The 24,351-nt window shown below is 70.4% G+C and carries 22 protein-coding genes and 1 pseudogene; all 23 read right to left on the bottom strand.

Translation table 11 applies throughout. The annotated features are described in order from the left end of the window. Positions 1–142: 142 nt before the first annotated feature. Positions 143–1,828: a malectin domain-containing carbohydrate-binding protein gene (locus tag QQK49_RS03745; protein WP_284302770.1), complete on the bottom strand. Its 1,686-nt coding sequence runs from the start codon at positions 1,826–1,828 to the stop codon at positions 143–145. Positions 1,829–1,947: 119 nt separating this feature from the next. Next, the gene (locus tag QQK49_RS03740) at positions 1,948–2,967 is read right to left on the bottom strand and encodes a hemolysin family protein (protein WP_284302769.1); all 1,020 of its coding nucleotides are present in this window, start codon (positions 2,965–2,967) and stop codon (positions 1,948–1,950) included. Between the two features lie 61 nt (positions 2,968–3,028). Next, positions 3,029–4,357, bottom strand: a complete 1,329-nt coding sequence (locus tag QQK49_RS03735; RefSeq protein ID WP_348536078.1) for a hemolysin family protein — start codon at positions 4,355–4,357, stop codon at positions 3,029–3,031. Between the two features lie 254 nt (positions 4,358–4,611). Beyond that, positions 4,612–5,439 carry a WecB/TagA/CpsF family glycosyltransferase gene (locus QQK49_RS03730; protein WP_284302768.1) on the bottom strand — a complete coding sequence of 276 codons (828 nt, stop codon included), beginning with the start codon at positions 5,437–5,439 and terminating at the stop codon, positions 4,612–4,614. A 261-nt stretch (positions 5,440–5,700) separates the two neighbouring features. After that, a complete protein-coding gene (atpD, locus tag QQK49_RS03725) occupies positions 5,701–7,158 on the bottom strand; it encodes a F0F1 ATP synthase subunit beta (protein ID WP_284302767.1) in 1,458 nt (485 codons plus the stop codon). Positions 7,159–7,182: 24 nt separating this feature from the next. After that, positions 7,183–8,106, bottom strand: a complete 924-nt coding sequence (locus tag QQK49_RS03720; RefSeq protein WP_284302766.1) for a F0F1 ATP synthase subunit gamma — start codon at positions 8,104–8,106, stop codon at positions 7,183–7,185. A 121-nt stretch (positions 8,107–8,227) separates the two neighbouring features. Further along, a pseudogene (atpA, locus tag QQK49_RS03715) lies at positions 8,228–9,861 on the bottom strand (F0F1 ATP synthase subunit alpha). A gap of 115 nt (positions 9,862–9,976) precedes the next feature. After that, positions 9,977–10,789, bottom strand: a complete 813-nt coding sequence (locus QQK49_RS03710) for a F0F1 ATP synthase subunit delta (protein ID WP_284302765.1) — start codon at positions 10,787–10,789, stop codon at positions 9,977–9,979. Continuing rightward, positions 10,749–11,399, bottom strand: coding sequence for a F0F1 ATP synthase subunit B (locus QQK49_RS03705; RefSeq protein WP_284302764.1), 651 nt, complete (start codon positions 11,397–11,399; stop codon positions 10,749–10,751). The genes QQK49_RS03710 and QQK49_RS03705 overlap by 41 nt, the downstream gene beginning before the upstream one ends. Before the next feature lie 78 nt (positions 11,400–11,477). Next, the gene (locus QQK49_RS03700) at positions 11,478–11,684 is read right to left on the bottom strand and encodes an ATP synthase subunit c family protein (protein ID WP_284302763.1); all 207 of its coding nucleotides are present in this window, start codon (positions 11,682–11,684) and stop codon (positions 11,478–11,480) included. Between the two features lie 80 nt (positions 11,685–11,764). Next, on the bottom strand, positions 11,765–12,583 hold the full coding sequence (gene atpB / locus QQK49_RS03695; RefSeq protein ID WP_348536077.1) for a F0F1 ATP synthase subunit A: 819 nt from the start codon (positions 12,581–12,583) through the stop codon (positions 11,765–11,767). Then, positions 12,580–12,930 (bottom strand): AtpZ/AtpI family protein, encoded by a 351-nt coding sequence (locus tag QQK49_RS03690; RefSeq protein ID WP_284302762.1) that lies wholly within the window; start codon positions 12,928–12,930, stop codon positions 12,580–12,582. Before QQK49_RS03690 ends, atpB begins: the two co-directional genes overlap by 4 nt. Next, complete coding sequence (locus QQK49_RS03685; RefSeq protein ID WP_284302761.1) at positions 12,927–13,346, bottom strand: hypothetical protein; 420 nt, start codon at positions 13,344–13,346, stop codon at positions 12,927–12,929. Before QQK49_RS03685 ends, QQK49_RS03690 begins: the two co-directional genes overlap by 4 nt. Positions 13,347–13,609: 263 nt before the next feature. Further along, entirely contained in the window at positions 13,610–14,554 is a 945-nt protein-coding gene (locus QQK49_RS03680; RefSeq protein WP_348536075.1) for an MraY family glycosyltransferase, read from the bottom strand. A gap of 165 nt (positions 14,555–14,719) precedes the next feature. After that, positions 14,720–15,454: an L-threonylcarbamoyladenylate synthase gene (locus tag QQK49_RS03675; protein WP_284302760.1), complete on the bottom strand. Its 735-nt coding sequence runs from the start codon at positions 15,452–15,454 to the stop codon at positions 14,720–14,722. Between the two features lie 10 nt (positions 15,455–15,464). Further along, positions 15,465–16,370: a peptide chain release factor N(5)-glutamine methyltransferase gene (gene prmC, locus QQK49_RS03670; RefSeq protein WP_284302759.1), complete on the bottom strand. Its 906-nt coding sequence runs from the start codon at positions 16,368–16,370 to the stop codon at positions 15,465–15,467. Next, a complete protein-coding gene (prfA, locus tag QQK49_RS03665) occupies positions 16,370–17,473 on the bottom strand; it encodes a peptide chain release factor 1 (protein ID WP_431310507.1) in 1,104 nt (367 codons plus the stop codon). Before prfA ends, prmC begins: the two co-directional genes overlap by 1 nt. Before the next feature lie 90 nt (positions 17,474–17,563). Next, on the bottom strand, positions 17,564–17,770 hold the full coding sequence (gene rpmE, locus QQK49_RS03660) for a 50S ribosomal protein L31 (protein ID WP_284302758.1): 207 nt from the start codon (positions 17,768–17,770) through the stop codon (positions 17,564–17,566). A 187-nt stretch (positions 17,771–17,957) separates the two neighbouring features. Then, complete coding sequence (locus QQK49_RS03655; protein WP_284302757.1) at positions 17,958–19,745, bottom strand: DUF2334 domain-containing protein; 1,788 nt, start codon at positions 19,743–19,745, stop codon at positions 17,958–17,960. Then, positions 19,742–20,482, bottom strand: coding sequence for a calcium-binding protein (locus QQK49_RS03650; RefSeq protein WP_284302756.1), 741 nt, complete (start codon positions 20,480–20,482; stop codon positions 19,742–19,744). The genes QQK49_RS03655 and QQK49_RS03650 overlap by 4 nt, the downstream gene beginning before the upstream one ends. After that, positions 20,479–21,972: a glycosyltransferase family 2 protein gene (locus tag QQK49_RS03645; RefSeq protein ID WP_284302755.1), complete on the bottom strand. Its 1,494-nt coding sequence runs from the start codon at positions 21,970–21,972 to the stop codon at positions 20,479–20,481. Before QQK49_RS03645 ends, QQK49_RS03650 begins: the two co-directional genes overlap by 4 nt. A gap of 1 nt (position 21,973) precedes the next feature. Beyond that, complete coding sequence (locus tag QQK49_RS03640) at positions 21,974–22,099, bottom strand: hypothetical protein (RefSeq protein ID WP_284302754.1); 126 nt, start codon at positions 22,097–22,099, stop codon at positions 21,974–21,976. 187 nt (positions 22,100–22,286) lie between these two features. After that, complete coding sequence (locus QQK49_RS03635; RefSeq protein WP_284302753.1) at positions 22,287–24,326, bottom strand: sensor histidine kinase; 2,040 nt, start codon at positions 24,324–24,326, stop codon at positions 22,287–22,289. Positions 24,327–24,351: the final 25 nt, after the last annotated feature.

Genomic DNA, 24,351 nt, shown 5'->3' with positions numbered 1-24,351 from the left:
GGCAGGTGTTCCACGTGGGTGGGCGCGAGGGCAGGTGGACGCGCCCGCAGGCGCCGTGGTCCGCGGGAGGCTGAGCTCCCGCGGACCACGGGGTGAGGTCGACGGAGGTCGGAGGTCGGAGGTCGACCGATGACGGGCCGTGTCAGCGACGCGGTTTGCCGTAGTCCTTCGGCAGGACCTGGATGTGCTCCCAGGGGAAGCCCTGCATCGCCTGGTAGTCGGGACCGGCGAGCATGCCGTCCCACGGGTTCACGCCCGTGCGGGCCTTCTCGGCGTTGCCGGACTCGGTGACCACGGCCACCGCACCGGCGCGGTCGGTGACGACGAAGCCGTACTTCTGCGCGGCCTCGGCGATCATGCGCGCCACCGGGGTCATCGCGATGCGCGACAGGTCGAGGGTGGGGTCCAGACGGATCCGCTGGCCCTCCATGAGGGCGTTCGGGTCGGCGGAGTGACCGTCGGTCCGGTTGGCCGGCCAGGAGAAGTTGGCCCACTTGGCCGGTTCGATGATCGCGAGGTACATCGCGTGATCGATGCGTCCGCGCCGGAACTCGTCGATGGAGATGACGCCGGGAGTCATGGCCAGCCCGGCGGCGGTGGCGCCGTAGGGAGCCGGGAAGATGCCCTGGTTCTTCGACACGTCGTCGATGCGGCCTCCCCAGCACGCCCGCCACGAGCCGTCCGCCGACTTCTCGGTGACCCAGAAGTCCCAGAGCTTGTCGGCGCTGCGGTCGTAGATCGTCAGCTGCTTGTCGGTGCCGGTCGCCGGCACCGCGTGGGGCGGGATCGGCACGTCGACGAAGTGCTTGGCGCCGTCGTAGAGACCGCCGGGGACGTGCCCCTTGCGCTGGCAGTCGTAGAAGTTGACACGCACCTTGCGCTGGGTGGCCGGCACCTCGTAGAAGGAGTTGTTGTACCGGTACGCGTTGAACGCCGCGATGCCGCCCCAGTTGTCCGTCACCTGCCGCAGCAGGTGGGCGGACGCCTCCTTCGAGTTGGTGGCGAGCGGCGCCTTGCTGATGTCGGAGTGGTAGAAGCTGTCCTTCGACACCGCGACCTTGGGCTGCGGGGCCGCGGGCTTGGCCACGGGCGCCGTCGAGACGACCTCGATGGCCGACACGATCGCCGTGTCCGTCTTCGCGACGAACTCGATGTCCAGGCGTCCGTCGGACACCGGGACGGTGAACGTCACGTCATGAGCCGCGTGCTTGCCGACCGCCTTGACGATGTCGATGCCGCCGCGCATCAGACGCCCTTCGGCGCGCACGTCGAACACGCGCTGACCGGGAGCGGAGAAGTAGCTCTCGGCGAACAGCATCCGGACCTTGTAGGTGGCCTTGGCCGGGACCTCGACGCGATGCCACCGGACTCCCGGCGCCGTCTTGCGGTACAGCACGTCGTCGCTCGTGCGGGCGATGTCGACGCCGGCATCGATCGTGCTCGACCTCCACGAGCCGAGGGTCGCCGGTCGCCTGGTCCACGTGCGTCCCGCGCGATCGGTGACGTCGGCGGGGCCGGCGACCACGCGCGAGGTGAAGACGGCCTTGGCCGGAGCCGGAGCCTTCTTCGCCGGGGCCTTCTTGGGGGCAGGCTTCTTGGTGGCCGGAGCCTTCTTGACGACCTTCTTGACGACCTTCTTGGGGGGCGTCTTCTTGGCAGGCGTCTTCTTGGTGGACTTCTTGACGACCTTCTTGGCCGGCTTTGTGGCAGCCGACACCGAGACGGTCCCCACCGTCGAGCGGGGAGCGGCTTCGGCGATGACGGCACCGGAGACGAAAACGGGCAGGACAGCAAGGCCGCACGTGAGTGCGGTGAGACGACGAGACATCGTGGCAGAGAGCCTTCCTTGGCGGGTACGAACTACCGCGTCTTCCTAGGCGGCACCATCCCCATCGGCACGTCAGGCGCGTCGCCTGAGTCCCGTCCTCACCTCGTCGTATACGTCGGTCAGGAGACGGCAGCCTCCGACGCGGGCGGCAGGAGCCCGGGCAGGATGTCGCTCAACGTCACGACACCGATCTGCTCGGCTCCCTGACGCACCACGGCGAGCTGACGACGCCCCTCCCGCATGGCGGCGAACGCCTCGTGCAGCGGGGTCGTGGCCTCCAACTCGAGGACCGGCTGGGCGACGGCCGTCACCGGTGTGGACAGCGGCGCCTCACCGAGGGTGTCCCGCACATGCACCACGCCCGTCACGAGGTCGCCGTCACGCACGAGGATGCGCCGGTGCCCGCTGCGGCGGGCCTCCTGCTGGACGTCGCCGAAGTCGGCGCCGGCATCGACCGACGTCAGTCCTCGCCCGGGCGAGACGAGCTCGGTCAGCGTCCGTTCGCGCAGGTCCAGGGCGTGCTCGATCGTGGCGCGGTAGCCGGCGTCCAGGGTGCCCGCCTGCGCGGAGTGCTCGACGAGCTGCCGCAGGCCGGCGACGTCCTGACCCCCGGCGAGCTCGTCCACCGGCGTGGTGCCCAGACGCGCGACGATGACGTTGGCCGTGTGGTTCAACACGCGTAGCAACGGGCGCGCCACGAGCATGAAGCCGCGCATGGGCAGGGACAGCATGACCGCCGACTTCTCCGGGTGGGCGATCGCCCAGGACTTCGGCGCCATCTCACCGATGACCAGGTGCAGGAAGGTCACGATCACGAGGGCGAGCACGAACGCCACCACGTCGGACACGGCCGCGGGCAGACCCGTCGAGACGAGCAACGGTGTGAGCGCGTGGTGCACGGCCGGTTTGGTGACGGCACCCAGGGCCAGCGTGCACAGGGTGATGCCGAGCTGCGACCCGGCCAGCAGCAGGCTGAGCTCCGAGGCGTTGCGCAGCGCCGCACGCGCCGCCGGGGACGTGGCGGCGAGATCCTCGAGCCGATGCCGCTTGGCGGCGATGAGGGCGAACTCGATGGCGACGAAGAACGCACTGGCGACGATGAGACCGATCGTCACGAGCGTCACGGTGGTCCCGTTCATCGGCCCTCCTCGTCGTCACGCCGGTCGGCGACGACGTCGTCACCCGGTGGCTCGTCGAGGGTCAGGCGGACCCGGGAGGGCACGTGGTTGTCCACGTCGAGCACCTGGATGTAGAGCATGCGCGGGTCGGGCGTCTCGTCGAGCACGAGGTCGGCAGGGTCCATCGGCAGCTCCACCGCGATGGTCTCCCCTCCCCCGGCAACCCGCCGTGGGTGTCCAGCGCGAGTCCCGAGACCGTCTCGTAGTCGCCCTCGGGCAGATCGACGTCGAGGGCGCGTTCGACCTCGTCGACGTGCACGTCGCCGGCCATGACCCACACGCCGTCGTCCGGACGCGGCTCGTAGTCAGGCTCGTCCGGGTCGTGCTCGTCGGTGAGTTCGCCGACGACCTCCTCGGCGAGGTCCTCGACGGTGAGGATGCCGGCGAACCCGCCGTACTCGTCGATGACACAGGCGAGTTCCTGGTCGTTCTCCTGCAGGCGGTGCAACGCGTCCGGAAGGGTCATGAAGGGGGTGAGGATGAGCGCCGGCTCGAGGATCTGCGTGACCGGCGTGAGCGAGTCCGCCGGCTCGTCGAGCACGGCGGCCAGGTCGACGACACCGATGACGTCCTCGTCCTCGTTCAGCACCGGATAGCGGGTGTGGCCGGTGGCCATCTCGTGCCGTACCTCGGCCACGGTGAGGGTGTCGCGCAGGGTGTCGACCCTGGACCGCGGAACCATGGCGTGCTCGACGGGACGTTCGGGAAAGTCGAGGATGCGGTCGAGCAGCGTGGACAGCTCCGGCGACAGATCACCGCTGGCGCGGGACTCGGCCACCACGTGTTCGAGGTCGCGGGCCGTCGCCGCGTGCTCGACGTCGTGCACGGGTTCGATCCGCAGCAGGCGCAGGAACCCCTCGGCCGCCTTGTCGAAGACCCAGATGACCGGGCCGAGGACCGCCAGATAGATGCGCGTGGACCGCGACAGCCACCGCGCGACCCGATCGGCCTCCGCGATGGCGTAGTTCTTGGGCACCAGCTCGCCGAACAGCATCTGGACCAGGGTCGAGAACGCGAGGGCGAGGACACCGCCGAGGGTCACGGCCAGCGCCGTCGACATCGACCCCCCGGCCAACTGCGCGAACGCCTGACCGATGAGGGGCTCGGCGACGTATCCGACGAGCAGACCGGTCACGGTGATCCCGAGCTGCGCACCCGACAGCATGAACGAGGTCCGCTTGGTGATGGCCAGCGTGCGTTCTGCGGCCGCGTCACCCTGGCGGGCGCGACTCGCGAGCCGGGAGCGGTCCACGGCCATGTAGGCGAACTCCTGCGCCACGAAGTAGCCGGTCGCGGCCGTGATGAGCAGCACGACGACGACGCCGACGAGCAGTGAGACGACGGGGGTCATGCCGACGTGTCACCCGCCTTCGACGAACGCGGGCAGATCACGGGAGAACCCGGGCGCCGATGCGCCGGAGCGGTGCGGGGCGAGATCCGTCTACAGGGGTCTGATGGGTCAGGCGGGATGAACACGGGGCCTCTCGGGTCGTCCGACGATGTCGTGGTGAACGTGGCGGCGGGACGCGGAGTTCCCGCCGCCGATCCGGCCGAGAATCGGATGCCGATCCTCGCCACAGCAGGGTACGACGCCGCCCGCGCTCCTCAGCGCACGCGACGCGCCCGGCGCCACTTCAGCCAGGCCGGAGGCGCCTGGACCAGGTACCGGCGGGCGAGGCGCGTGGGCTCCTGCGCCAGGCGGTAGGCCCATTCGAGTCCCCGCTCCTGCACCCACTCCGGCGCCCGCGAGACCTTGCCCGCGAGGAAGTCCGCCGACGCGCCGAACGCCAACAACAGTCGCGCACCCGTCGCGTCGCCGTAGTGGTGGATCCAGATCTCCTGCCGGGGCTTGCCCAACGCCACGTTGAGCACGTCGACCCCGGCCAGCCTGATCTCCTCGGCGAGTTGCTCCGAGCCCTCCACCGAGTCCACCTGGTCACGCTCCGGCGCCCAGAACTTCGCCGGCGGCAATCCCGGGTAGCGCTCCGCCAGCACCGGACGCAGGTTCTCGTGGGATTCGGGTGTGCCCCCGAGGAACCCGACGATCAGCTTCTGCTCCTCGGCCAGCGCCAGGATGTCCGGCAACAGGTCGGCGCCCGTGAGCCGCGGCCACTCGAGGTTCGTCGCCCGCGAGGCCCGGCCCGCGATCGGCGCACCGTCGGCGAGCATGATCCAGTCGACGCCGCTCTCCTCGGGCTGGTTCTCCAACTCGATGCGCCCCTCACCGAAGTGGTGCAGATGATCGAGGTTGATCGACCCGATCGCCACCGCCGGCTCGGCCTCCGGCGCCTGGGTGACGGTCTCACGCAGGTGGTTCAGCAGCGGATCCGCCTCCCAGTGCTCGACCTGGACACCGGCAGCCTTGACCGCGGGACGCCTACGACGGACGGCGAGACGCCGGGAACGCTCATGCGGTCGGCGGGCGAAGGACATCGGGGACTCCTGAAGGGGTGGCTCGAGATCGTGTCGAGCACGACAACACTGGCGAGCTCCGGTCACCGCAGGGGTACGGGACCACGGTGATCCTTCCCAGAATACGGTGCCCGCACGCCCCGACGAACGCCCGCCCCGTGAAGACCCGGTGATACCAAGTGAATTCCCTGGTCAGGCGACACGCAGAAGGGCGGTCACCCCATGGGGATGACCGCCCTTTCGGCGCCGGTCGAGGCTACTTGTCGAGCCTCAACGCCTTCGTCACTTCTCCAGCTCCGCGGCCTGACGCTCGACATCGTCGAGACCACCGCACATGAAGAACGCCTGCTCGGGCACGTGGTCGTACTCGCCGTCGCAGATCTTGGTGAAGGCCTCGATGGTGTCCACGAGCGGCACCGTGGAGCCCTCGAGACCGGTGAACTGCTTGGCCACGTAGGTGTTCTGGGACAGGAAGCGCTGGATGCGACGCGCGCGGTTGACGAGGATCTTGTCCTCTTCGGACAACTCGTCGATACCGAGGATCGCGATGATGTCCTGCAGTTCCTTGTTGCGCTGCAGGATCCCCTTGACGCGCACGGCCGTGTCGTAGTGCTCACGGCTGATGTAGCGCGGGTCGAGGATGCGGCTCGTGGAGGTCAAGGGGTCCACCGCGGGGTAGATACCCAGCGAGGCGATCTCACGGCTGAGCTCGGTCGTCGCGTCGAGGTGGGCGAAGGTCGTCGCCGGGGCCGGGTCGGTGTAGTCGTCGGCCGGCACGTAGATCGCCTGCATCGAGGTGATCGAGTGACCACGCGTGGAGGTGATGCGCTCCTGCAGAACGCCCATCTCGTCGGCCAGGGTCGGCTGGTAACCCACCGCGGACGGCATGCGGCCGAGCAGCGTCGACACCTCCGAACCCGCCTGGGTGAACCGGAAGATGTTGTCGATGAACAGCAGCACGTCCTGCTTCTGCACGTCGCGGAAGTACTCCGCCATCGTCAGCGCCGACAGGGCCACGCGAAGTCGGGTGCCCGGCGGCTCGTCCATCTGACCGAAGACCAGCGCGGTCTGGCCGAGGACGCCGGCCTCCTCCATCTCGACGATGAGGTCGTTGCCCTCACGGGTGCGCTCGCCGACACCGGCGAACACCGACACACCACCGTGGTCGCGGGCGACTCGCGCGATCATCTCCTGGATGAGCACGGTCTTGCCCACGCCGGCGCCGCCGAACAGGCCGATCTTTCCACCCTGCACGTACGGGGTGAGCAGGTCGATGACCTTGATGCCGGTCTCGAACATCGTCGTCTTGGACTCGAGCTGGTCGAACGCCGGCGACGGGCGATGGATGCCCCACCGCTCGTTGACCTCGAGGGTCTCCCCCGAGTGCGCCAGGTCGAGGCAGTCACCGGTCGCGTTGAAGACGTGACCGAGCGTGACGTCGCCGACCGGCACCGTGATGGGGCCGCCCGTGTCGGTCACGGTCTGCCCGCGCACGAGACCGTCGGTGGGCTGCAGCGAGATCGCGCGGACCAGGTTGTCACCGATGTGCTGGGCGACCTCGAGGTTGATGCGCTTCTTCTCGCCACCCAGGGTCACCTCGGTGAAGAGGAGGTTGTACTGGTCGGGCATCGCGTCCGCGGGGAACTCGACGTCGACGACGGGACCGATGATGCGGCTGAGACGACCGGCGCCGGGCTGGGCCTGCGAAGCGGTCGTCGGCTCGACGAACGAAGTAGACATACGGTGCGTACTCCCTGCTCTCTCTTACTTGGAGTCCGCGAGGGCGTTGGCGCCGCCCACGATCTCGCTGATCTCTTGGGTGATCTCGGCCTGGCGCGCCTCGTTGGCCAGCCGGGTGTAGGTCTTGATGAGGTCGTCGGCGTTGTCCGTCGCGGACTTCATCGCGCGCTGACGTGCCGCGAGCTCGGAGGCCGCCGCCTGGAGGAGGCAGTTGTAGATCCGGTGCGAGACGTACTGCGGCAGGATCGCGTCCAGCACCTCCTCGGGGCTGGGCTCGAACTCGTACAGCGGCATCGGCCCGTGGGCGTCGCCGGAGTCCTTGGCGTCACCGGTGGCGTCCGCGGCGTCGACCACCTTGATGGGCAGCAGACGGAGGTTCTGCGGCTCCTGGGTCACCATCGTCTTGAACTTGGTGTAGACGACGTGGACCTCGTCGACGCCGGAGCCGTCCTCCTCCTGATCGAGGAACGCGCCCAGGACGGCGTCGCTGATCTCCTTGGCCATCTCGTACGGCGGGGCGTCGGTCGACTCCTCCCAGGAGTCGGCGAAGTCACGCTTGCGGAAGGAGTAGTAGCGGATCGCCTTGCGACCCACCAGGAGCGGGACGACCTCCTTGCCCTCCTCGCGCAGCCGCTCGATGAGCCGCTCGCTCTCCTTGAGCACCGAGGACGCGTACGCGCCGGCGAGACCGCGGTTGCTCGTCATGATGACGACGGCCGCGCGACGCGGGTTCTCGGCCTCGGTGAGGATGGGGTGCTCGATGTCGGCATGCGACGCGACGGCCGAGAGCGCCCGGGTGAGGGCCGTCGAGTACGGCGAGGTCTGGTCGACCCGCTGCCTCGCCTTGACGACCCGCGAGGCCGCCATGAGCTCCATCGCTCGGGTGATCTTCTTGATCGCGCTGACGGAGCGGATGCGCTGCCGGTAGACCCGGATCTGCGCTCCCATAGCTTTCCGCCTCTCCTCGTTCTCGTCTGGCTCTCGGTGTGGTGCTGCCGGCGACGATCCGCCGTCCTCCGTCGGGGTCGACCGGGCCGGGGATGCCGGTCCGGTCGGCCCCTATGTCGCGTCAGCGACGACGGACGATCTGCTCCTGGTCCATCTCGTCGTCCTCGGCCGCGCCGTTGTCCTCGTCCGGACCGGGGCTGATGCCGCCGTCACCGGAGCGGAAGGTGCGCTTGAAGGACTCCATGGCCTCCTCCATCGCGTTCTTCGTCTCGTCCTCGAGCTTCTTGCTCTCGCGGATCGCGTCGAGGATGCCGCTGTGGCTGCGGCGCACCTCGTCGAGGAACTCGGCCTCGAAACGCCTGACGTCGGAGACCTCCACGTCGTCGAGCTTGCCGGTGGTGCCGGCCCACACCGCCACGACCTGCTCCTCCACCGGCAGCGGGGAGGACTGCGGCTGCTTGAGCAGTTCGACCAGGCGTGCACCGCGGGCGAGCTGGGCCCGCGAGGCGGCGTCGAGGTCGGAGGCGAACATGGCGAAGGCCTCCATAGCGCGGAACTGCGCGAGGTCGAGCTTCAACCGGCCGGAGACCTCCTTCATCGCCTTGATCTGCGCCGAACCACCGACACGGGAGACCGACACACCCACGTCGATCGCCGGGCGGACGTTGGAGTTGAACAGGTCGGCCTGCAGGTAGATCTGGCCGTCGGTGATCGAGATGACGTTGGTCGGGATGTACGCCGACACGTCACCGGCCTTGGTCTCGATGATCGGCAGACCGGTCATCGAGCCGTGGCCCATGTCGTCGGACAGCTTGGCGCAACGCTCGAGCAGGCGGCTGTGCAGGTAGAACACGTCACCCGGGTAGGCCTCGCGGCCCGGCGGGCGGCGCAGCAGCAGCGACACGGCGCGGTAGGCCTCGGCCTGCTTGGACAGGTCGTCGAAGACGATGAGGACGTGCTTGCCCTGGTACATCCAGTGCTGGCCGATGGCCGAGCCGGTGTAGGGCGCGAGGTACTTGAAGCCGGCGGCGTCGGAGGCCGGGGCCGCGACGATCGTCGTGTACTCCATGGCGCCGGCCTCTTCGAGGGTGCCGCGCACGGAGGCGATGGTCGAACCCTTCTGACCGATCGCCACGTAGATGCAGCGCACCTGCTTGTCCGGGTCGCCGGACTCCCAGTTCTGCCGCTGGTTGAGGATCGTGTCGACCGCGACGGTGGTCTTGCCCGTCTGGCGGTCACCGATGATGAGCTGACGCTGGCCACGGCCGATCGGGATCATCGAGTCGACGGCCTTGATGCCGGTCTGCATCGGCTCGTGGACCGACTTGCGGGCCATGACGTTGGGGGCCTGGAGCTCGAGCTCACGCACCCCTTCGCTCTTGATCTCGCCCAGGCCGTCGATCGGCTGACCGAGGGGGTTGACCACGCGACCCATGAAGGCGTCGCCGACGGGGACCGAGAGGACCTCGCCTGTGCGCTTGACCGTCTGGCCCTCCTCGATACCGGCGAAGTCGCCGAGGACGATGACGCCGATCTCGTGCACGTCGAGGTTGAGCGCGAGGCCGAGGGTGCCGTCCTCGAACTCCAGCAGTTCGTTCGCCATGGCCGAGGAAGCCCCTCGACGTGGGCGATGCCGTCGCCGGCATCGGTGACCCGGCCGACCTCTTCACGGGTGGCCGCGTCGGGCTCGTAGGACTGAACGAAGGAGTCCAGTGCGTCCCGGATCTCCTCCGGACGGATCGTAAGCTCCGCCATCGTCTGTCTCTCTCCTGTCAGCTCCTCCGGCGGGGGCCGGGTGAGAAGCGGTCAACTGCTGGGTCTGTCTTGGGGACGGCGGTGTCGGAACCGCCGCCGGGGGTGGGCGAAGCCGTCAGGCGGTGCCCATGGAACGGCGGACGTCCTCGAGGCGGCGCCGCACGGTGCCGTCGATGACCTCATCGCCGATGCGGACACGGAGCCCACCGAGCACGTCGGGGTCGACGACCACGGTGACGAACACGTTGCGTCCGTAGAGCTTGGTCAGACCCGCCGCCAGCCGGTCGCGCTGACCGGCGTCGAGCTCGACCGCGCTGGTGACGATGGCCGTGATCTGCTCCCGACGCTTGGCCGCGATCTTCAACTGCGCCCAGATGGCCGCCGAGTACTTGCGACCGCGCGGGTGCAGAACGGGACGCTGGGCCAGCCAGACGGTGTCGGGCAGGGCCCGACCGGCGAGCAGGTCGACGACCAGTTGCGCCCGACGCTGCGGGTCGACCTCGCGCCGCGAGATCGCCGTGGACAGCTCGTGGTCGGCCGCGACGAGTCGCTCGAACCGGAACAGCTCGTCCTCGACCTGGTCGAGGACCCCGTCCTTCTCCGCAGCGGCGAGGACGGCGTCCACACCCAGGCGCTCGAGGGCGTCGACCATGTCACGGTCGGTGCGCCAGCGTCCGGAGGCCACGGTCTCGAGCACCCTCACGGCCTGCGGGGACACCCGCGAGTCGAAGAGCGTCCGCACCATGGCCCGCTTGGGCCCCGCGTCGCGTGAAGGGTCGGCCAGCGAGCGACGCAACTTGGCGTTGCCGTCGACGGCCTCACCGATGGCGAACAGCTCACCCGCGAGGTTGCGGGCGTCGACGTCCGGGAGGACCTCGGCGAGCACCTCATCGGCGGCGACCCAGGATCCGCGCGAGGGGCCTTCCATCAACGCTCGCCCCCTCGGTGCCCGCGAGGGACTCCCGACGCACCTCTCCGGCCTCGAGCTCGGAGAGGAACCGCTCGACGATGCCCTTCTGACGGGCCTCGTCGTGCAGGGACTCCCCGACGATGCGGCTCGCGAGGTCGGTCGACAGGCGACCCATCTCGCCGCGCAGACTCGACATGGCCTGCTGACGCTCGGCCTCGATCTGCTTGTGCGCCGACTCGGTGATGCGTGCGGCCTCGGACTGTGCCTCGCCGCGCATCTCCGCGATGATGCTCGCACCCTGCTCGCGCGCTTCCTCTCGGATGTGCGCGGCCTCGGTGCGGGCCTCGGTCAGCGCCTGCTCGTACTGGCGCTTCGTGGACTCCGCCTCGGCCAGCGCTCGCTCCGCCCGAGACATGTCGCCCTCGATCGCCTCGGCGCGGGCCTCGTAGGCACGCTCGAGGTTGGGCACGACCTTCTTCCACACGAACGCGAGCAGCAGGAGGAAGATGATGAGGCCGAAGATCCACTCACCGGTGTGAGGGAGGATCGGCATTCCTTGGCCGTCGTTACCACCCCCGCCACCCACGGCGGGGGCGAGAGCGACGACGTGCGTCGGGCTGAGGTGCACTGGGTTCTCCTAGTACCGGGCCGGTCCGGCACCACTGAGGTGGCGCCGGGGTTCTCGTTGAGTACCGGAACTGGCCGGTCAGTTGAAGATGAAGACGAGGACGAAGCCCAGGATGGCGAGCGCCTCGGCCACGGCGAAGCCGAGGATGGCCTGCGGCTGGAGGACGCTGCGGGCCTCGGGCTGACGCGCGATGCCGTTGATGAGGGCCGCGAAGATCAGGCCGATGGCGATGGCCGGGCCGAGCGTGGAGATGCCGTAGCCGACGACGGACAGGGAGCCGGTCATGGTGATGGGTTCCTTTTCGTTGGTCGTTCCCGGGAGCGGCGCCCCCGGCGAGCGGGTTGTGAAGTTGTGGTCGGAAAAGATCAGTGGTCGTCCGCGACGGCGGTACCGATGTAGGAGGCCGTGAGCAGCGTGAACACGTAGGCCTGCAGGGTCTGGATCAGCATTTCGAAGACGGTCATCAGCGCGGCACCGCCGAAGGAGGCGACACCCGCGAGTTTGACGAACCCGTCACCGTGGAGGAGCAGGTACTCACCGCCCAGGATGAACAACACCAGCACCATGTGACCCGCGAGCATGTTTCCGAAGAGACGGAGGGTGAGCGTCAGCGGGCGGGTGATGAAGTAGGTGATGAACTCCACCAGGAAGACGAACGGCGCGATGAAGCCGGGCAGACCCGGGGGGATCATGTGCTTGAAGTAGCCCACGAGGCCGTGCTTCTGCAGACCGACCCAGTGGTAGACGAGGTAGACGACCATCACGAGGGCGATCGCGAAACCGATGCGCGCGAACGGCGGGTTCTGGAAGAACGGGATGACGCCCATGAGGTTGTTCAGCAGGATGAACGTGAACAACGTGAACAGCAGCGGCGTGAAGCGCCGGAAGTGGGCGCTGCCGATCATGTCGCGGCCGATGGAGTTGCGGACGAAGTCGTAGAGCTGCTCGACGTACCACTGCCGCTTGGTCGGCACGACGGCCGCGTTCCTGGTGGTCCACCACAGCAGGCCGGCCACCGCGATCGCGCTGACGAGGTAGATGGCCATGGGCCGGGTGAAGGCGAACGCGCCACTACCGAAGAGAGGCAGCCAGAAGTCGTCCGGGGACGGCGGCGTGTAGCCACCCTCTCCACCGGCGGCGGTGACCCTTCCGCCGATTGCTGCCATCACCATCGTGGCGGTCACTGGCTCTCCTCGTGGGTTGTCGAAGCTGTCGGGGCGTGCTCGTGGCGGGATCCGCGCGAGGCGCCCGGAGCGAAGGACGATGTCGTCGTGCGGTCGTCGTCCCCACCGGCACCGTATCGAAGCCACACGATGTACAGGGACACGGCCAGGCCTACGAGGATGCCGACGGCGACGAGAACCTGTGTCCCGAGCCACCGGTCCAGACCATATCCGATCCCGCCGAAGGCGAGCGGCCCGGCGAGCAGGTAAGAAGTCACACCGACGGCCGCGTCGGTGTCGACGCTGTTGCCACGGCGGCCCTGATCGGCGCGGATCGGGGATGCGGACACGTGCGGGTTGCGGCTCATCGGGCGCCCCCGTGCAGGAGCTTCTCGGCGGGTCGCGACGTCGGCGCGGCGTCCTGCGTGGTGTCGGTCACAGAGGTCTCGCCGGGCATGGGGCCGGAGTAGACCAGGGTGCGGCGTCGCATGAGGACGAACACCTGCCCCGTCTGCCAGGCGATGACGCCGACGAGGGCACCTAGGGCGAAGGGGCGGCCCTGGAGTCCGGTGACGGAGGCGAGCACGTCGAGCAGTGCGAAGAGGACGAGCACCTGGGCGGCGTAGACCGCGAGGGCGCCGATCATCTGCATCGAGAGCGCGCTCGCGAGGACGAGGCGCAGGGCCGCGAGTCCGACGACGAAGAAGACGGTCGCCAGTGCCAGACCGAAGAGGGCGCTGAGGAGGGTGGCCGTTCCGCCGAGCCAGTAGGCGAGGCCGGCCACCACGGGGGCGCTCGCGAGGCACGGGAGCAGACCACCGACGAGAAGAGGTCGCCACTGCCCTGACGCGGCGTCGCGCGAAGGCGTGGCGTCGCTCGGCGAAAGGGGCTTCAGCGTGACCTACCTCGGTCGGAAGCGGGCGGGACAGGCGCGGCCTGCGGAAGACCGGCAGGGGGCCGCGGGCTAGGACCGGGACCAGCGACGTTCACCGTGAAGGGTGATCGCAGAGGTCTGGCGCCTTCGCGCAGGACGGCATGCCGAAACTATCACAGGCGTCCACGTCGGAGCCATTTCGGCAGTCGCGCGGTGAGGACCAGCGCCGCGACGACGCCGACGGCGATGACGAAGAGGGGCAGCGGTCCGGAGACGAAGGCGAAGGAGGTGGCGCCGAAGGCGATGATCGCCGCCCACAGGTAGAGCAGGAGCACGGCCCCGCGGTGGGAGTGGCCGAGTTGCATCATGCGGTGCTGGAGGTGTTGGGCGTCAGGGTGCCAGGGGCGCTGCCCGCGGCGGGTGCGGCGCACGACGGCGAGGGTCATGTCGAGCAGCGGGATCGACATGATCGCCAGCGGGAGCGCGATCGGCAGGACGATGGCGACCGTGGCGTTCGGCCCGGCCTGCACCGCGGGGTCGGCGCTGCCCATCATCGAGATCGTCGCCGCCGACAGCAGCAGACCGAGCAGCAGCGCGCCGGCGTCGCCCATGAAGAGGCGTGCCGGGTTGAAGTTGTGCGGCAGGAACCCCACGCAGCAGCCGAGCAGGGCCGCGGTGACGAACGTCGCCGTCGAGAACACGTTCGGCGGGTTGTACTGGAACGAGAGCTGATAGGCGTAGAGGAAGAACGCCAGCGAGGCGATCGCGACGATGCCGGCGGCCAGGCCGTCGAGGCCGTCGATGAAGTTCACGGCGTTGATCGTCACCACGACGATGACGATGGTGATCGCCATGAGGACGGGCGCCGGCAGCACGGTGACGCCGAACAGCGGCAGTGAGAGCAACTGCACACCCATGGCCGCCATGGCGCCGGCGGCGATGATCTGGCCGGCGAGCTTGGTGAGCCAGTCGAGTTCGCGGACGTCGTCGATGGCCCCGACCAGGGTGACGATCGCAGCGCCGATGGCGATGCCGAGGATCTCGGGCCCGTCGAAGATCTGCGAGAGGTGTTCCAGCCGGGTCGCGAGCGCCATGGCGGCGAGGAACCCGAAGAGCATGGCCACTCCCCGAGCCGCGGGACGGGCACGGTGTGCACGTCGCGCGCCCGCACGGCCGTCATCGCGCCGATCCGCACGGCGAGCGCACGCACCCCGGGAGTGAGGGCATACGTCACCGCGGCCGCGACGACGAAGACGAGCAGGTACTCGCGCATGGCTGGGGGCTCAGTCCTCCGTCGCAGGTCGACGGGTGGGGGCGGCGGGATCGACGGCGGTGGCGCCACCGGTGGCGTCGATGCCCTCGGCCGGATCCTCGGGATCCTGCTCAGGCTCGGCGATCGCCGCGAGGATGTCGGACTCCTCGATCGCGCCGCGGCGCAGGATGACCGGCGCGTCGCCGGTGCAGTCGACGATGGTCGAGGCCTCGCTGTCGCCGACGGGGCCGTCGTCGAGGTAGACCGTCACGCTCGCGCCGAGCTGGCTGGCGGCCTCGGTGATCGTGCGGGCGGGCGGCTCGCCGGTGCGGTTGGCGCTGGTCACGGCCATGGGGCCGGTCTCGGCGAGCACCGCGAGCGCGAGTTGCTGATCGGGCATGCGGACCGCGACGGTGCCGTTGGTCTCCCCGAGGTCCCACATGAGCGAGGCCTGGGCGCGCACGACGACCGTCAGGGCTCCGGGCCAGAACCGGCTGATGAGCCGGCGGGCGTACTCGGGGACGTCGACGGCGAGTCCGTCGATGGTGCGCGGGCTCGGCACGAGGACCGGGGGCGGCATCTCACGGCCGCGCCCCTTGGCCTCCAGGAGGGCGGCGACGGCCGCCTCGTCGAAGGCGTCGGCGCCGACTCCGTAGACGGTGTCGGTGGGGATGACGACGAGGCGACCGTCGCGGACGGCGTCGACCGCGGCCCGGATGCCCTTCTCGCGTCCGTCGTCGTCGCTCGTGCTGATGACGGGGCTCATGGTGGTGAGTCTATGAGCCGGGTGTGCGGATCGCCGTGCGCCGGGCGGCGACCGCGCGTGGCCGGCCGGTCAGGTCGGTGTGCGCCGCGACGTCCTGCCAGGCGTCATCGGCGCTCAGGAGGTCGGTCAGCGTCCCGGACTGGACGTCGGCGTGTTCCATGACGAGCAGGCCGCCGGGGACGAGCAGAGCCGCGGCCGCCGCGACGACGGCGCGCGGCACGTCGAGTCCGTCGCGGCCGCCGCCGTAGAGGGCCTCGTGCGGGTCGTGCCCGGCCACCTCGACGTCGATAGGCACGGCGTCGGGCGGGATGTACGGCGGGTTGCTGACGACGACGGCGACGCGTCCGCGCAGGTCGGCGAGGGTGTCGAGCCGGCCGGTGACGTCGTCGGCGTGGAGGGCGACCGGCAGACCCGTCTCCTCGATGTTGCGGCGCGTCCACACCAGGGCCGCCTCGGAGACCTCGACCGCGTGGACCTCGACGCCGGGCACCTCGTCGGCCAGCGCGAGCGCGATCGCTCCCGAGCCGGTGCACAGGTCGACCGCGACGAGGCGCTCACCGGCGTCACGGCGGGTCAGCTCCTCGATCGCGAGGCCGGCGACCACCTCGGTCTCGGGCCGGGGGACGAACACCCCCGGGCCGACGGCGAGGTCGAGTCGGCGGAACCCCGCGCGGCCGGTGAGGTGCTGCAGCGGCTCACGGGCGCAGCGGCGCTCCAGCAGCGCCGCGAACCGGGCGGCGAGGTCGACCGGCAGCCCGTGGCCGAGGACGATCCGCCGTTCGAGCTCACCGACCTCGACCTCGAGCACGAACGCGAGCAGCGCGCAGGCGTCGACGCGCGGCGTGGCCACCCCGGCGGTGCTCAGGCGCGCGGTGGCCTGCCGCACGACCTCGCGCAGGTCGGCCTCGGTCGCCATCAGGACTCGCCGGCCAGGCTCGCCATGCGCGCCACCTCGTCGGCGGCCAGCGCCGATCCGACGACGGGGTCGAGGTCACCGTCGAGGACGGTGTCGAGGTTGTAGGCCTTGAAGCCGGTGCGGTGATCGGCGATGCGGTTCTCGGGAAAGTTGTAGGTGCGGATGCGCTCGCTGCGGTCGACGGTGCGCACCTGGCTGCGGCGGGCGGCCGACGCCTCGGCCTCGGCCTCGTCGCGGGCGGCCTGCAGCAGGCGGGCGCGCAGCACGCGCAGCGCGGCCTCCTTGTTCTGCAGCTGGGACTTCTCGTTCTGACAGGAGACGACGATGCCGGTGGGCAGGTGGGTGATGCGCACCGCGGAGTCGGTGGTGTTGACCGACTGCCCGCCGGGGCCGGAGCTGCGGTAGACGTCGATGCGCAGGTCGTTGGGGTTGATCTCGACCTCGGTCTCGTCCTCGACCTCCGGCAGCACGAGCACTCCGGCCGCGGAGGTGTGGATGCGGCCCTGGCTCTCGGTGACGGGCACGCGTTGCACGCGGTGCACGCCGCCCTCGTACTTCAGTCGCGCCCAGGGGGCCTCACCCGGCGCGGCGACGCCCTTGGCCTTGACGGCGACCTTGACGTCCTTGTAGCCGCCGAGGTCGGACTCGGTCGCGTCGATGATCTGGGCCGACCAGCCGCGCCGCTCGGCGTAGCGCAGGTACATGCGCACGAGGTCGCCCGCGAACAGGGCGGACTCCTCACCGCCCTCCCCCGCCTTGACCTCGAGGATGACGTCGCGGTCGTCGTCGGGATCGCGCGGCAGGAGCAGGATGCGCAGCCTGTCGGCCGCCTCGTCCCGCGTCGCCTCCAACGCCGGAACCTCCTCGGCGAACTCCGCGTCGTCACCGGCCAGTTCGGTGGCGGCCTGCAGGTCCTCGTCCGCGGTGACCAGGGCCCGGTAGGCGGCCACGGTCGGCCCGAGGGCGGCGTACCGCTTGTTCACCGTGCGCACCAGCGACGGATCGGCCAGCACCTCGGGGTCGGACAGCCGGGCCTCGCACTCCGCATGTTCGGCGAGCATCGGCTGGGCCGACGCGGTCAGGGCCGGGTCGATGGGGGTCATGGGTCACCTCGACGGGACGAGCGGGCGGACGGGGGCACAGACAGCAGAACGCCGACCTCCCGAAGAGGGAGGTCGGCGTTCGCGAGCGAGCTACTTCTTGCCGTAGCGCTGCTGGAAGCGGGCCACGCGACCACCGGTGTCGAGGATCTTCTGCTTGCCCGTGTAGAACGGGTGGCACTGGCTGCAGACGTCGGCGCTGATGCGGCCGCTCGTGGCGGTGCTGCGGGTGACGAACTCGTTACCGCAGGTGCACGTCACGGTCGTCTCGACGTACTCGGGGTGGATGTTCTTCTGCACGGGCTTCTCCTCGGGTCCTGGGGTCCGCCGGGTCGCGGCGATCGTTCCGACTCGTTCGGGATCGATCGTGGAGGACGCCTCGCGGCGTGCCTCCGGTGCGTGAACCGGCAGCCAACGCTCCATCCTGTCAAATCCCCCGGCGTTCGTCCAACTCGCGGGCGGGCGCTCTACCGAAGATCCGACGCTCTCACGAACGTGTAGCCCTCGGCCTTGATTCCCTCGACGATCCGCTGCAGGCCCTCCAGGGGAGGAAGGGGTGGTAGAAGAAGCTCGCCGTCGACTCACGCACGACGAGGTTGGTCCGGGCGGCCTCGACGATCTCCTCCGGCGAGCGCTGCGCGTGCCCGCTGTAGGACTCCGGCGCCACGCTGCCGAGGTTCTCGGGCAGGATCACCGAGCCGTGCACGTCGATCACACGGTAGGGGAAGATCTGGTCGGCCTCGGCCCCCGTCCCGGCGGTGCCGCTGAGCAGCCCGTCGGTGAACATGCCTCGTTCGTAACGGGTGTCGTAGACGCGCCGCATGCCTCGGTAGGCCTCTGTGCTGGCGGCGTAGTGCGGCGTCTCGAAGATCGCGGGAGCCTCGAGCCCGGCTGCCCCGAAGAGCGCACGGCCACCGGCGATGCGGGTCGCCCACGTCTGCGCGTCGTCCTGCCCGATGGGGCCGACGAGGGCGACGTCGGTGTCCTTCTCGCAGGCGCGGTAGGTCCGTTGCGCGCGCCCCGCGCCCTGGTCGGAGTCGACGCAGGCCGCGCGGTAGAACTCGAAGTCGTCGCCGGTCGCGCCCGCGTACGGGTTGGCCACGGAGTCGTACTGGTGGGTGGTGCCGTGCTGGATGAGCGTCGCGCCCTTGCTCTGTGCGTACCGCAGCGCCTCGACGAGGTCGGGGGTGTCGGCGAGCGTGAGGTTGCGCGGGCGGCCGCCCAGGGTGGTGCCGGGACGGTCGACGAAGTTCGGGACGACGGCGATCTGGAACGGCACCCCCTCGCCGTGCAGGTATTCGGCGAACTGCCGGATCCGCGCCGGGTCGGAGTTCGGGCTGACGTCCTCCAGCCGCACCGCCGCCTGACGCACCGGCTCGACGTCGTCACCGAGCGCCGCGTACAGAAGGTCGGCGTAGGCGAGGTGGTGACCGTTCTCGACGGGGAACCGGAAGGGTGACTCCCCCACGTAGGTGAGGTTGCCCGAGCGGATGGCCCACGGCACCGTGCCGTCGCCGGAGTGATCGGGCGTGCGGCAGGTGTCGGTGCAGACGCCCTCGGCGAGGACGTCGACCGCCTCGGCGTCGAGGATGTGCGGCGCGATCAGCGTCCCCTGCCCGCCCGGTGAGGCCCGCAGCAGATCGGTCTGCTTGTACCGCACCTTCTCCACGAGGTCGGTGGTGGCCACCTTGGAGGCGCTCGCGTCCCACCCGTACTTCGCGACGAACCGGCGACGCGCGTCCTCCTGCGTCCCGCCCTCGCTCGAGCCGGCCAGGCCCTGCACGTTCGACCCGGCCCAGACCACCTGGGCATCGCCGGTGACGATGTCGTCGGCCAGGCCCGCCGGCAGTGTCGGCTCGTAGGAGACGCCCACGTAGAGCAACGCGTCGTACCGATCGAGCAGGCCCGGTGTGTAGGAGCGCAGGGGCAGGGTGGTGACCGGCCCGAAGTGCGTGGCGAGCTGGGCGGCCGAGGTCGCCGACAGCTCGGACTCCGCGGCGTAGGCACCACCCGTGCCGTAGAGGACGAGGGTCCGGGTGCCCGAGGTCGGTCCGAAGGTGAGCGCCTGGCCCTCCCGGGTGGTGTCCTCGCGTGCCGCCGGGGTGGCCACCCCCTGCTGCGCCCACGCGTCGACGGCCGTGGCGTACTGCTGCGGCGGTGCGTGTTGGCTGGCCAGGTACGCCGTGCGCTCGGCCTGGTAGATCCCCGCCCCGGTCGTCGCGACCGCGGCGAGAAACGCCAGGGTGATGATCGAGGACGCCTTGATCTTCGTCATGATGTGCTCCCCGTGCCCGTGGGTCCGGACGCTCCCCCGCGGCCGGACCCGGTCGATGCCGGCACGGGCACGCTCGCCCAGGCCGGAAGTGCGGCGGCCCGCTCGGTGCGGACCCGTGTGAAGTCGACGACGGCGTCCTCGGTGTACAGCCCCACCCCGCCGGTGAGGTAGGGCCGCTCGCCGTCGGTGACGGTGGCCAGGACGGTGTCGTCGACGCGGACGGTCATCGTGGGTCCGACCGCGACGATCTCGACGCGATAGCCGCGCCCGGTCGGATGGACCGGGGTGTCCCCGGAGGCCAGGAACCGTTGCTTGCCCGGGTAGGCCGGGTCCTGCTTGGACAGCTCCCACCCGTTGGGTTTCACCGCGAGGGCGTAGAAGTGGTCGGGGTCGGTGTAGCGCCAGAGCATCCACCCGACCTCCCACGGGTTGGGGGTGCCCTCACGCAGTTGCTCGACCGTGGTCACGGTGCCGGCCATCCGCACATCGGCCGGGGCGGTGGCGTCCACGGCGAGCGCGCCGTGCGTGACGTCGTGATCCGCGGCCACCCGCGGGCCGAGGCGCACCCGATCCGCGTCACCGCTCGCCTTCCCGTAGCCGTCGAACACCAGGGTCCACGGGCCGCGCTGCTCGCCCTCTCGCCAGTCTGCGGATCCCTGACCGCCGGTGCCGCACGCCGCGAGGGTCATCGACGACACCGTCACGAGGCCCGCGACCAGCGCACGTGCGCCGCTCACGCCGGGTCCGGGGTCGACGTGGACGAGCGTGCCCGTCCAGGGCGGTCCGCCGAGCGGAAGGGGGCCCGAGGGCCGCCCGCCACGCGTCCCTGGCCGAGGCCGACGGGCACCGACACCGCGGAGGCTCCCCGCACGTCGGCGAGGTCGGCGGCCGAGGGTTCCGGCGCCGTCTCGAGCGTGCCGCCCGCCACCGGAGGCAGGGTCGTCACGGCGGTCTCGGCGGTCCGTGCGGTCTTGGCCCAGCCCGTGCGGGCCAGGATGATCCGGCCCACGGCGCGCCAGCCGGCGAGGTACCACATCAGCCCGTAGAGGACGTAGAGGTGCGCCACCCCCATCGCTCCGAGCCGGGTGAGTCCGTCGGCCCGCTCCCGGGCGCGGTAGACCTGGGAGAAGCACAGCGCCGGGACGACCGCGAGCAGGTAGGCGATCACCACCCACCAGCCGAGGAACGGGGCTCCGCTCGCGGCGGCGAGGCCCAGCGCGAGGAGGCCGAGGACGAACGACGCCGTGAGCAGCGAGGCCACGAGCAGCAGGTACGGCGCGGTCACGTGGTAGACGAGGTCCCACCGGGCCACGCCGCGGACGTCGCGGACGATCTCGGGCAGCAGACGCCAGGCCTGCAGGTGCCCGTGGAACCACCGCGTGCGCTGACGGACGAGGCGGCCGAACTCCACGACCCCCTGCTGGTGCACGGCGGTCGTCGGGCAGTACACGGTGCGCCACCCGCGGGCGGTGAGGCGCAGGCCGAGGTCCAGGTCCTCGGTGAGGGAGTCCGACCACGGACGCTCGCCGAGATCCTGCAGCGCGGACAGGCGCATGAACTGGCCGTTGCCGCCGAGGCCGACGCTGCCGATCGACACCCGCGCCCGCTGGTAGACGTCGGTGAAGGTGACGAACTCCATGTCCTGCATCCGTGCCAGTCGGCTGACGTGCCGGTTGTTGATGCGGACCCCGGTCTGCACCCCGCCGATCATCGGGTCGCCGAAGTACGGCAGCACCTCGGTGAACACGTCGTCCTCGAGGCGGCCGTCGGCGTCGACGACCCCGATGACGACGTCGGCCGGTGAGCGGTCGCCGACGATGTCGGAGCCGACGAGCCAGGCGACCGCGGCGTTGAGGGCAGCACCCTTGCCCTGCCGTGCCTCGGGCAGGACCCGGCGCAGCAGGCGCACCTGGGGGTGGGCGTAGGAGGCGACGATCGAGGCGGTCTCGTCGTCCGAGCCGTCGTCGATGATGACGACCACGAGGTCCTCGTGCGGCAGGCACAGGAGCCGGTCGATGCTCGCCGCGAGCACCCGCGCCTCGTTGAGGCAGGGCACGAGCAGGACGACGCGGGGCGTCGGCGCAGGCCCGGCCGGCGGCCGCACCGCCCGGCGCGACAGGATCAGCATGACGAGCCCGTGGAGCAGCACGGTCGCGATGAACGCGATGGATGCACCCTTGAGGACGACGGCGACGACAGGCCAGAGGGGCCAGGCGGACAGCAGCATCTCAGCGCTCCACCCCGCGGCGGGTGCCGCCTCTGATCGTGCCGTAGGCCACCCCCGCGACCACGGCGACGACGTACAGCAGGAACAGCAGTCCCGCCAACGCCGACAGCGTCGCGGCGAGGATCATCAGATCCGTCGCCGGCCCCCGGGCATGGCAGGCCCGAATACTCCGATGTTCATGGCTCCCCCAGTCGTGCTCCCCGGCCGCGCACGGTCCCCTTCGGGCGCGCCGCGAGCTGGACGATAGTCCAGGACGTCCGACCTGGCCAACGGGGCCGACTCGGCCATAGATACCGAGGAGTAATCGAGGCCCCTCAGGCCTCCGGTGCGCCGGGCAGGGACACCGAGACGGTCGTGCCGCTGTTCTCGGTCGAGGTCAGCGACAACCGTCCCCCGTGGCTCTCGACGATGCCGCGGACGATCGCGAGCCCGAGGCCGGTGCCGGGGATCTGGGCGGTCGAGGCGTTGGATCCGCGGAAGAAGCGCTCGGAGATCCGCGGGGATTCGCCGTCGGGGATCCCGATCCCGGTGTCGGAGCACACGATCCGCACGATGCGGGTCTGCTCGTCGACGGCGGCGACCAGGTCGACCTCGCCACCGGCCGGGGTGAACTTGACGGCGTTGGCGAGGATGTTGGACACGGCGCGCGTGAGGTTGCCGCGGTCACCGAACACCACGGCCGGCTCCTTCACCGAACTGCGCAGGGTGAGCCCCTGGGCATGGGAGGAGGCCTGGTGCTCCTCGACCGCGCGCCGGACGATCTCCCCCATGTCGACGAGCTCGCGCGTCGAGGTGCTCGCGGCGTTCTGGATCCGGTTGAGCACGAGCAGGTCCTCGATGAGGCTGCGCAGGCGCACGGTGTTGCGCCCGATGGTCTCCAGCATCTTCGCCTGCGGCGCGGTGAGTTCCCCGGCGTCTCCGTCCTGCAGCATCTCCAGGTACCCGGCGATGCTCGTCAGCGGCGTGCGCAACTCGTGGCTCACCGTCGAGAGGAAGGTGTCCTTCTGCCGGTCGAGCTCTTCGAGCTGGCGCACGTAGTCCTCGCGTTCGAGCTCGACCTCGCCCGCGACGACGAACCGGGCCAGGGCGTCGGCGGCACCGGCCAGGAACGCGGTCTCGGCATCGCGCCACGGGCGCCGTGGTGTGCTCTCGTGGACGACGAGCACCCCGATCGTGCGGTCCTGCACCCCGATCGGGGTCACGAGCAGGCATCCGGCCGTATCGGCGAGGAGGCCGGAGTCGACGAAGCGCGAGAGGTCGCTCCGGGCGTCGGCATCGGCCAGGTCGTCGATGCGCATCACCTGCTCGCTGCCGGTCCAGATGCGGTCGACGGTGAGCTCGAGGGCGTCCCGGATCACCTGGTCGCCGGAGACACACCCGGTGTGGTCGTCGGCCAGCCAATGCTGGACCTGGGCGTTCTCGCCGCTCTCGTCGCGCGTGAGCGCCACGACGTGGTCGACCCCGAGGTTCTCGGCGACGCTCTCGACGGTGAGGAACAGCGCGGTCCGCAGGGTCGGTGAATCGCGCAGGGCGCGGGTGAGGTCGCGTTCGGCCCGCTCGAACACCAACCGCATGGCCTGATCGTCGAGCAGTTCGAGGTGGGAGGCGGTGAGCGCGTTGACGTCGGCCGCGAGTTCGCGCACCTCGCGCGCGCCCCGGTCGATGCTCGCCCAGGCCGTGCGGTGTCCCTCGCGTTGGCGTCGTACGGTGTCGCGCAGGGCCTGGATGGGGTGGGTCAGCGACTGCAGCGTCCACCACGTGACGGCCAGGGCGAGCAGCACCGCGATCCCCGTGGTGACGACGACGATCCTCGTCGTGCGTTCGCTGCCGGCCCCCGTCGCCTCCCGCAGCTGGTCACGGTCGCGGCGGACCGCGTCGAGCACTGCCTGATTGGCCTGCAGGAACGTCGCGTAGAGCCGGTCGCCCTCAGCGTCCTCCCCCGTCGTAGGACGGCGACCCTGGACCGCGCCCGCCCACGCCCACCAGGCGTCGAAGGCCTCACGGTGACGGGCCTGCAACGGCAGCATCTCCGAGGAGAGCACGGTGGTGTCCTCATCGAACTCGGGTGAGGCGAGGATCGCGTCCAGGTGCGCCATCTCCTGCGACGCGGCCTGGGCCGCCCCCGCGAACACCTCGGCCGCCCGGGTGTCCCCTCCCTCGGTCGGGTTCGACTCCCGGTGCGCGTCGTTGGTCGCCGCGCGCGCCCCCAGCCCCGCGTCCAGTGCCGGGCCGATCGTCGTGGTCAGTCGCAACGTGAGTCGGCTCTGACGGTCCGCGCTGATCGTCGAGGGCAACGCGATGCCGAGCATGAGCGCCACCATGACGACGGCGAAGACGACGACACGAAAACGCACCGACGGGGTTCCCACACCTCTGTCG

It is taken from the genome of Mobilicoccus caccae (assembly GCF_030161635.1).
GTDB classification, from domain to species: domain Bacteria; phylum Actinomycetota; class Actinomycetes; order Actinomycetales; family Dermatophilaceae; genus Mobilicoccus; species Mobilicoccus caccae.
Note: the sequence above shows the minus strand (reverse complement) of the source record. Positions and strands in the feature narration are given on the sequence as shown.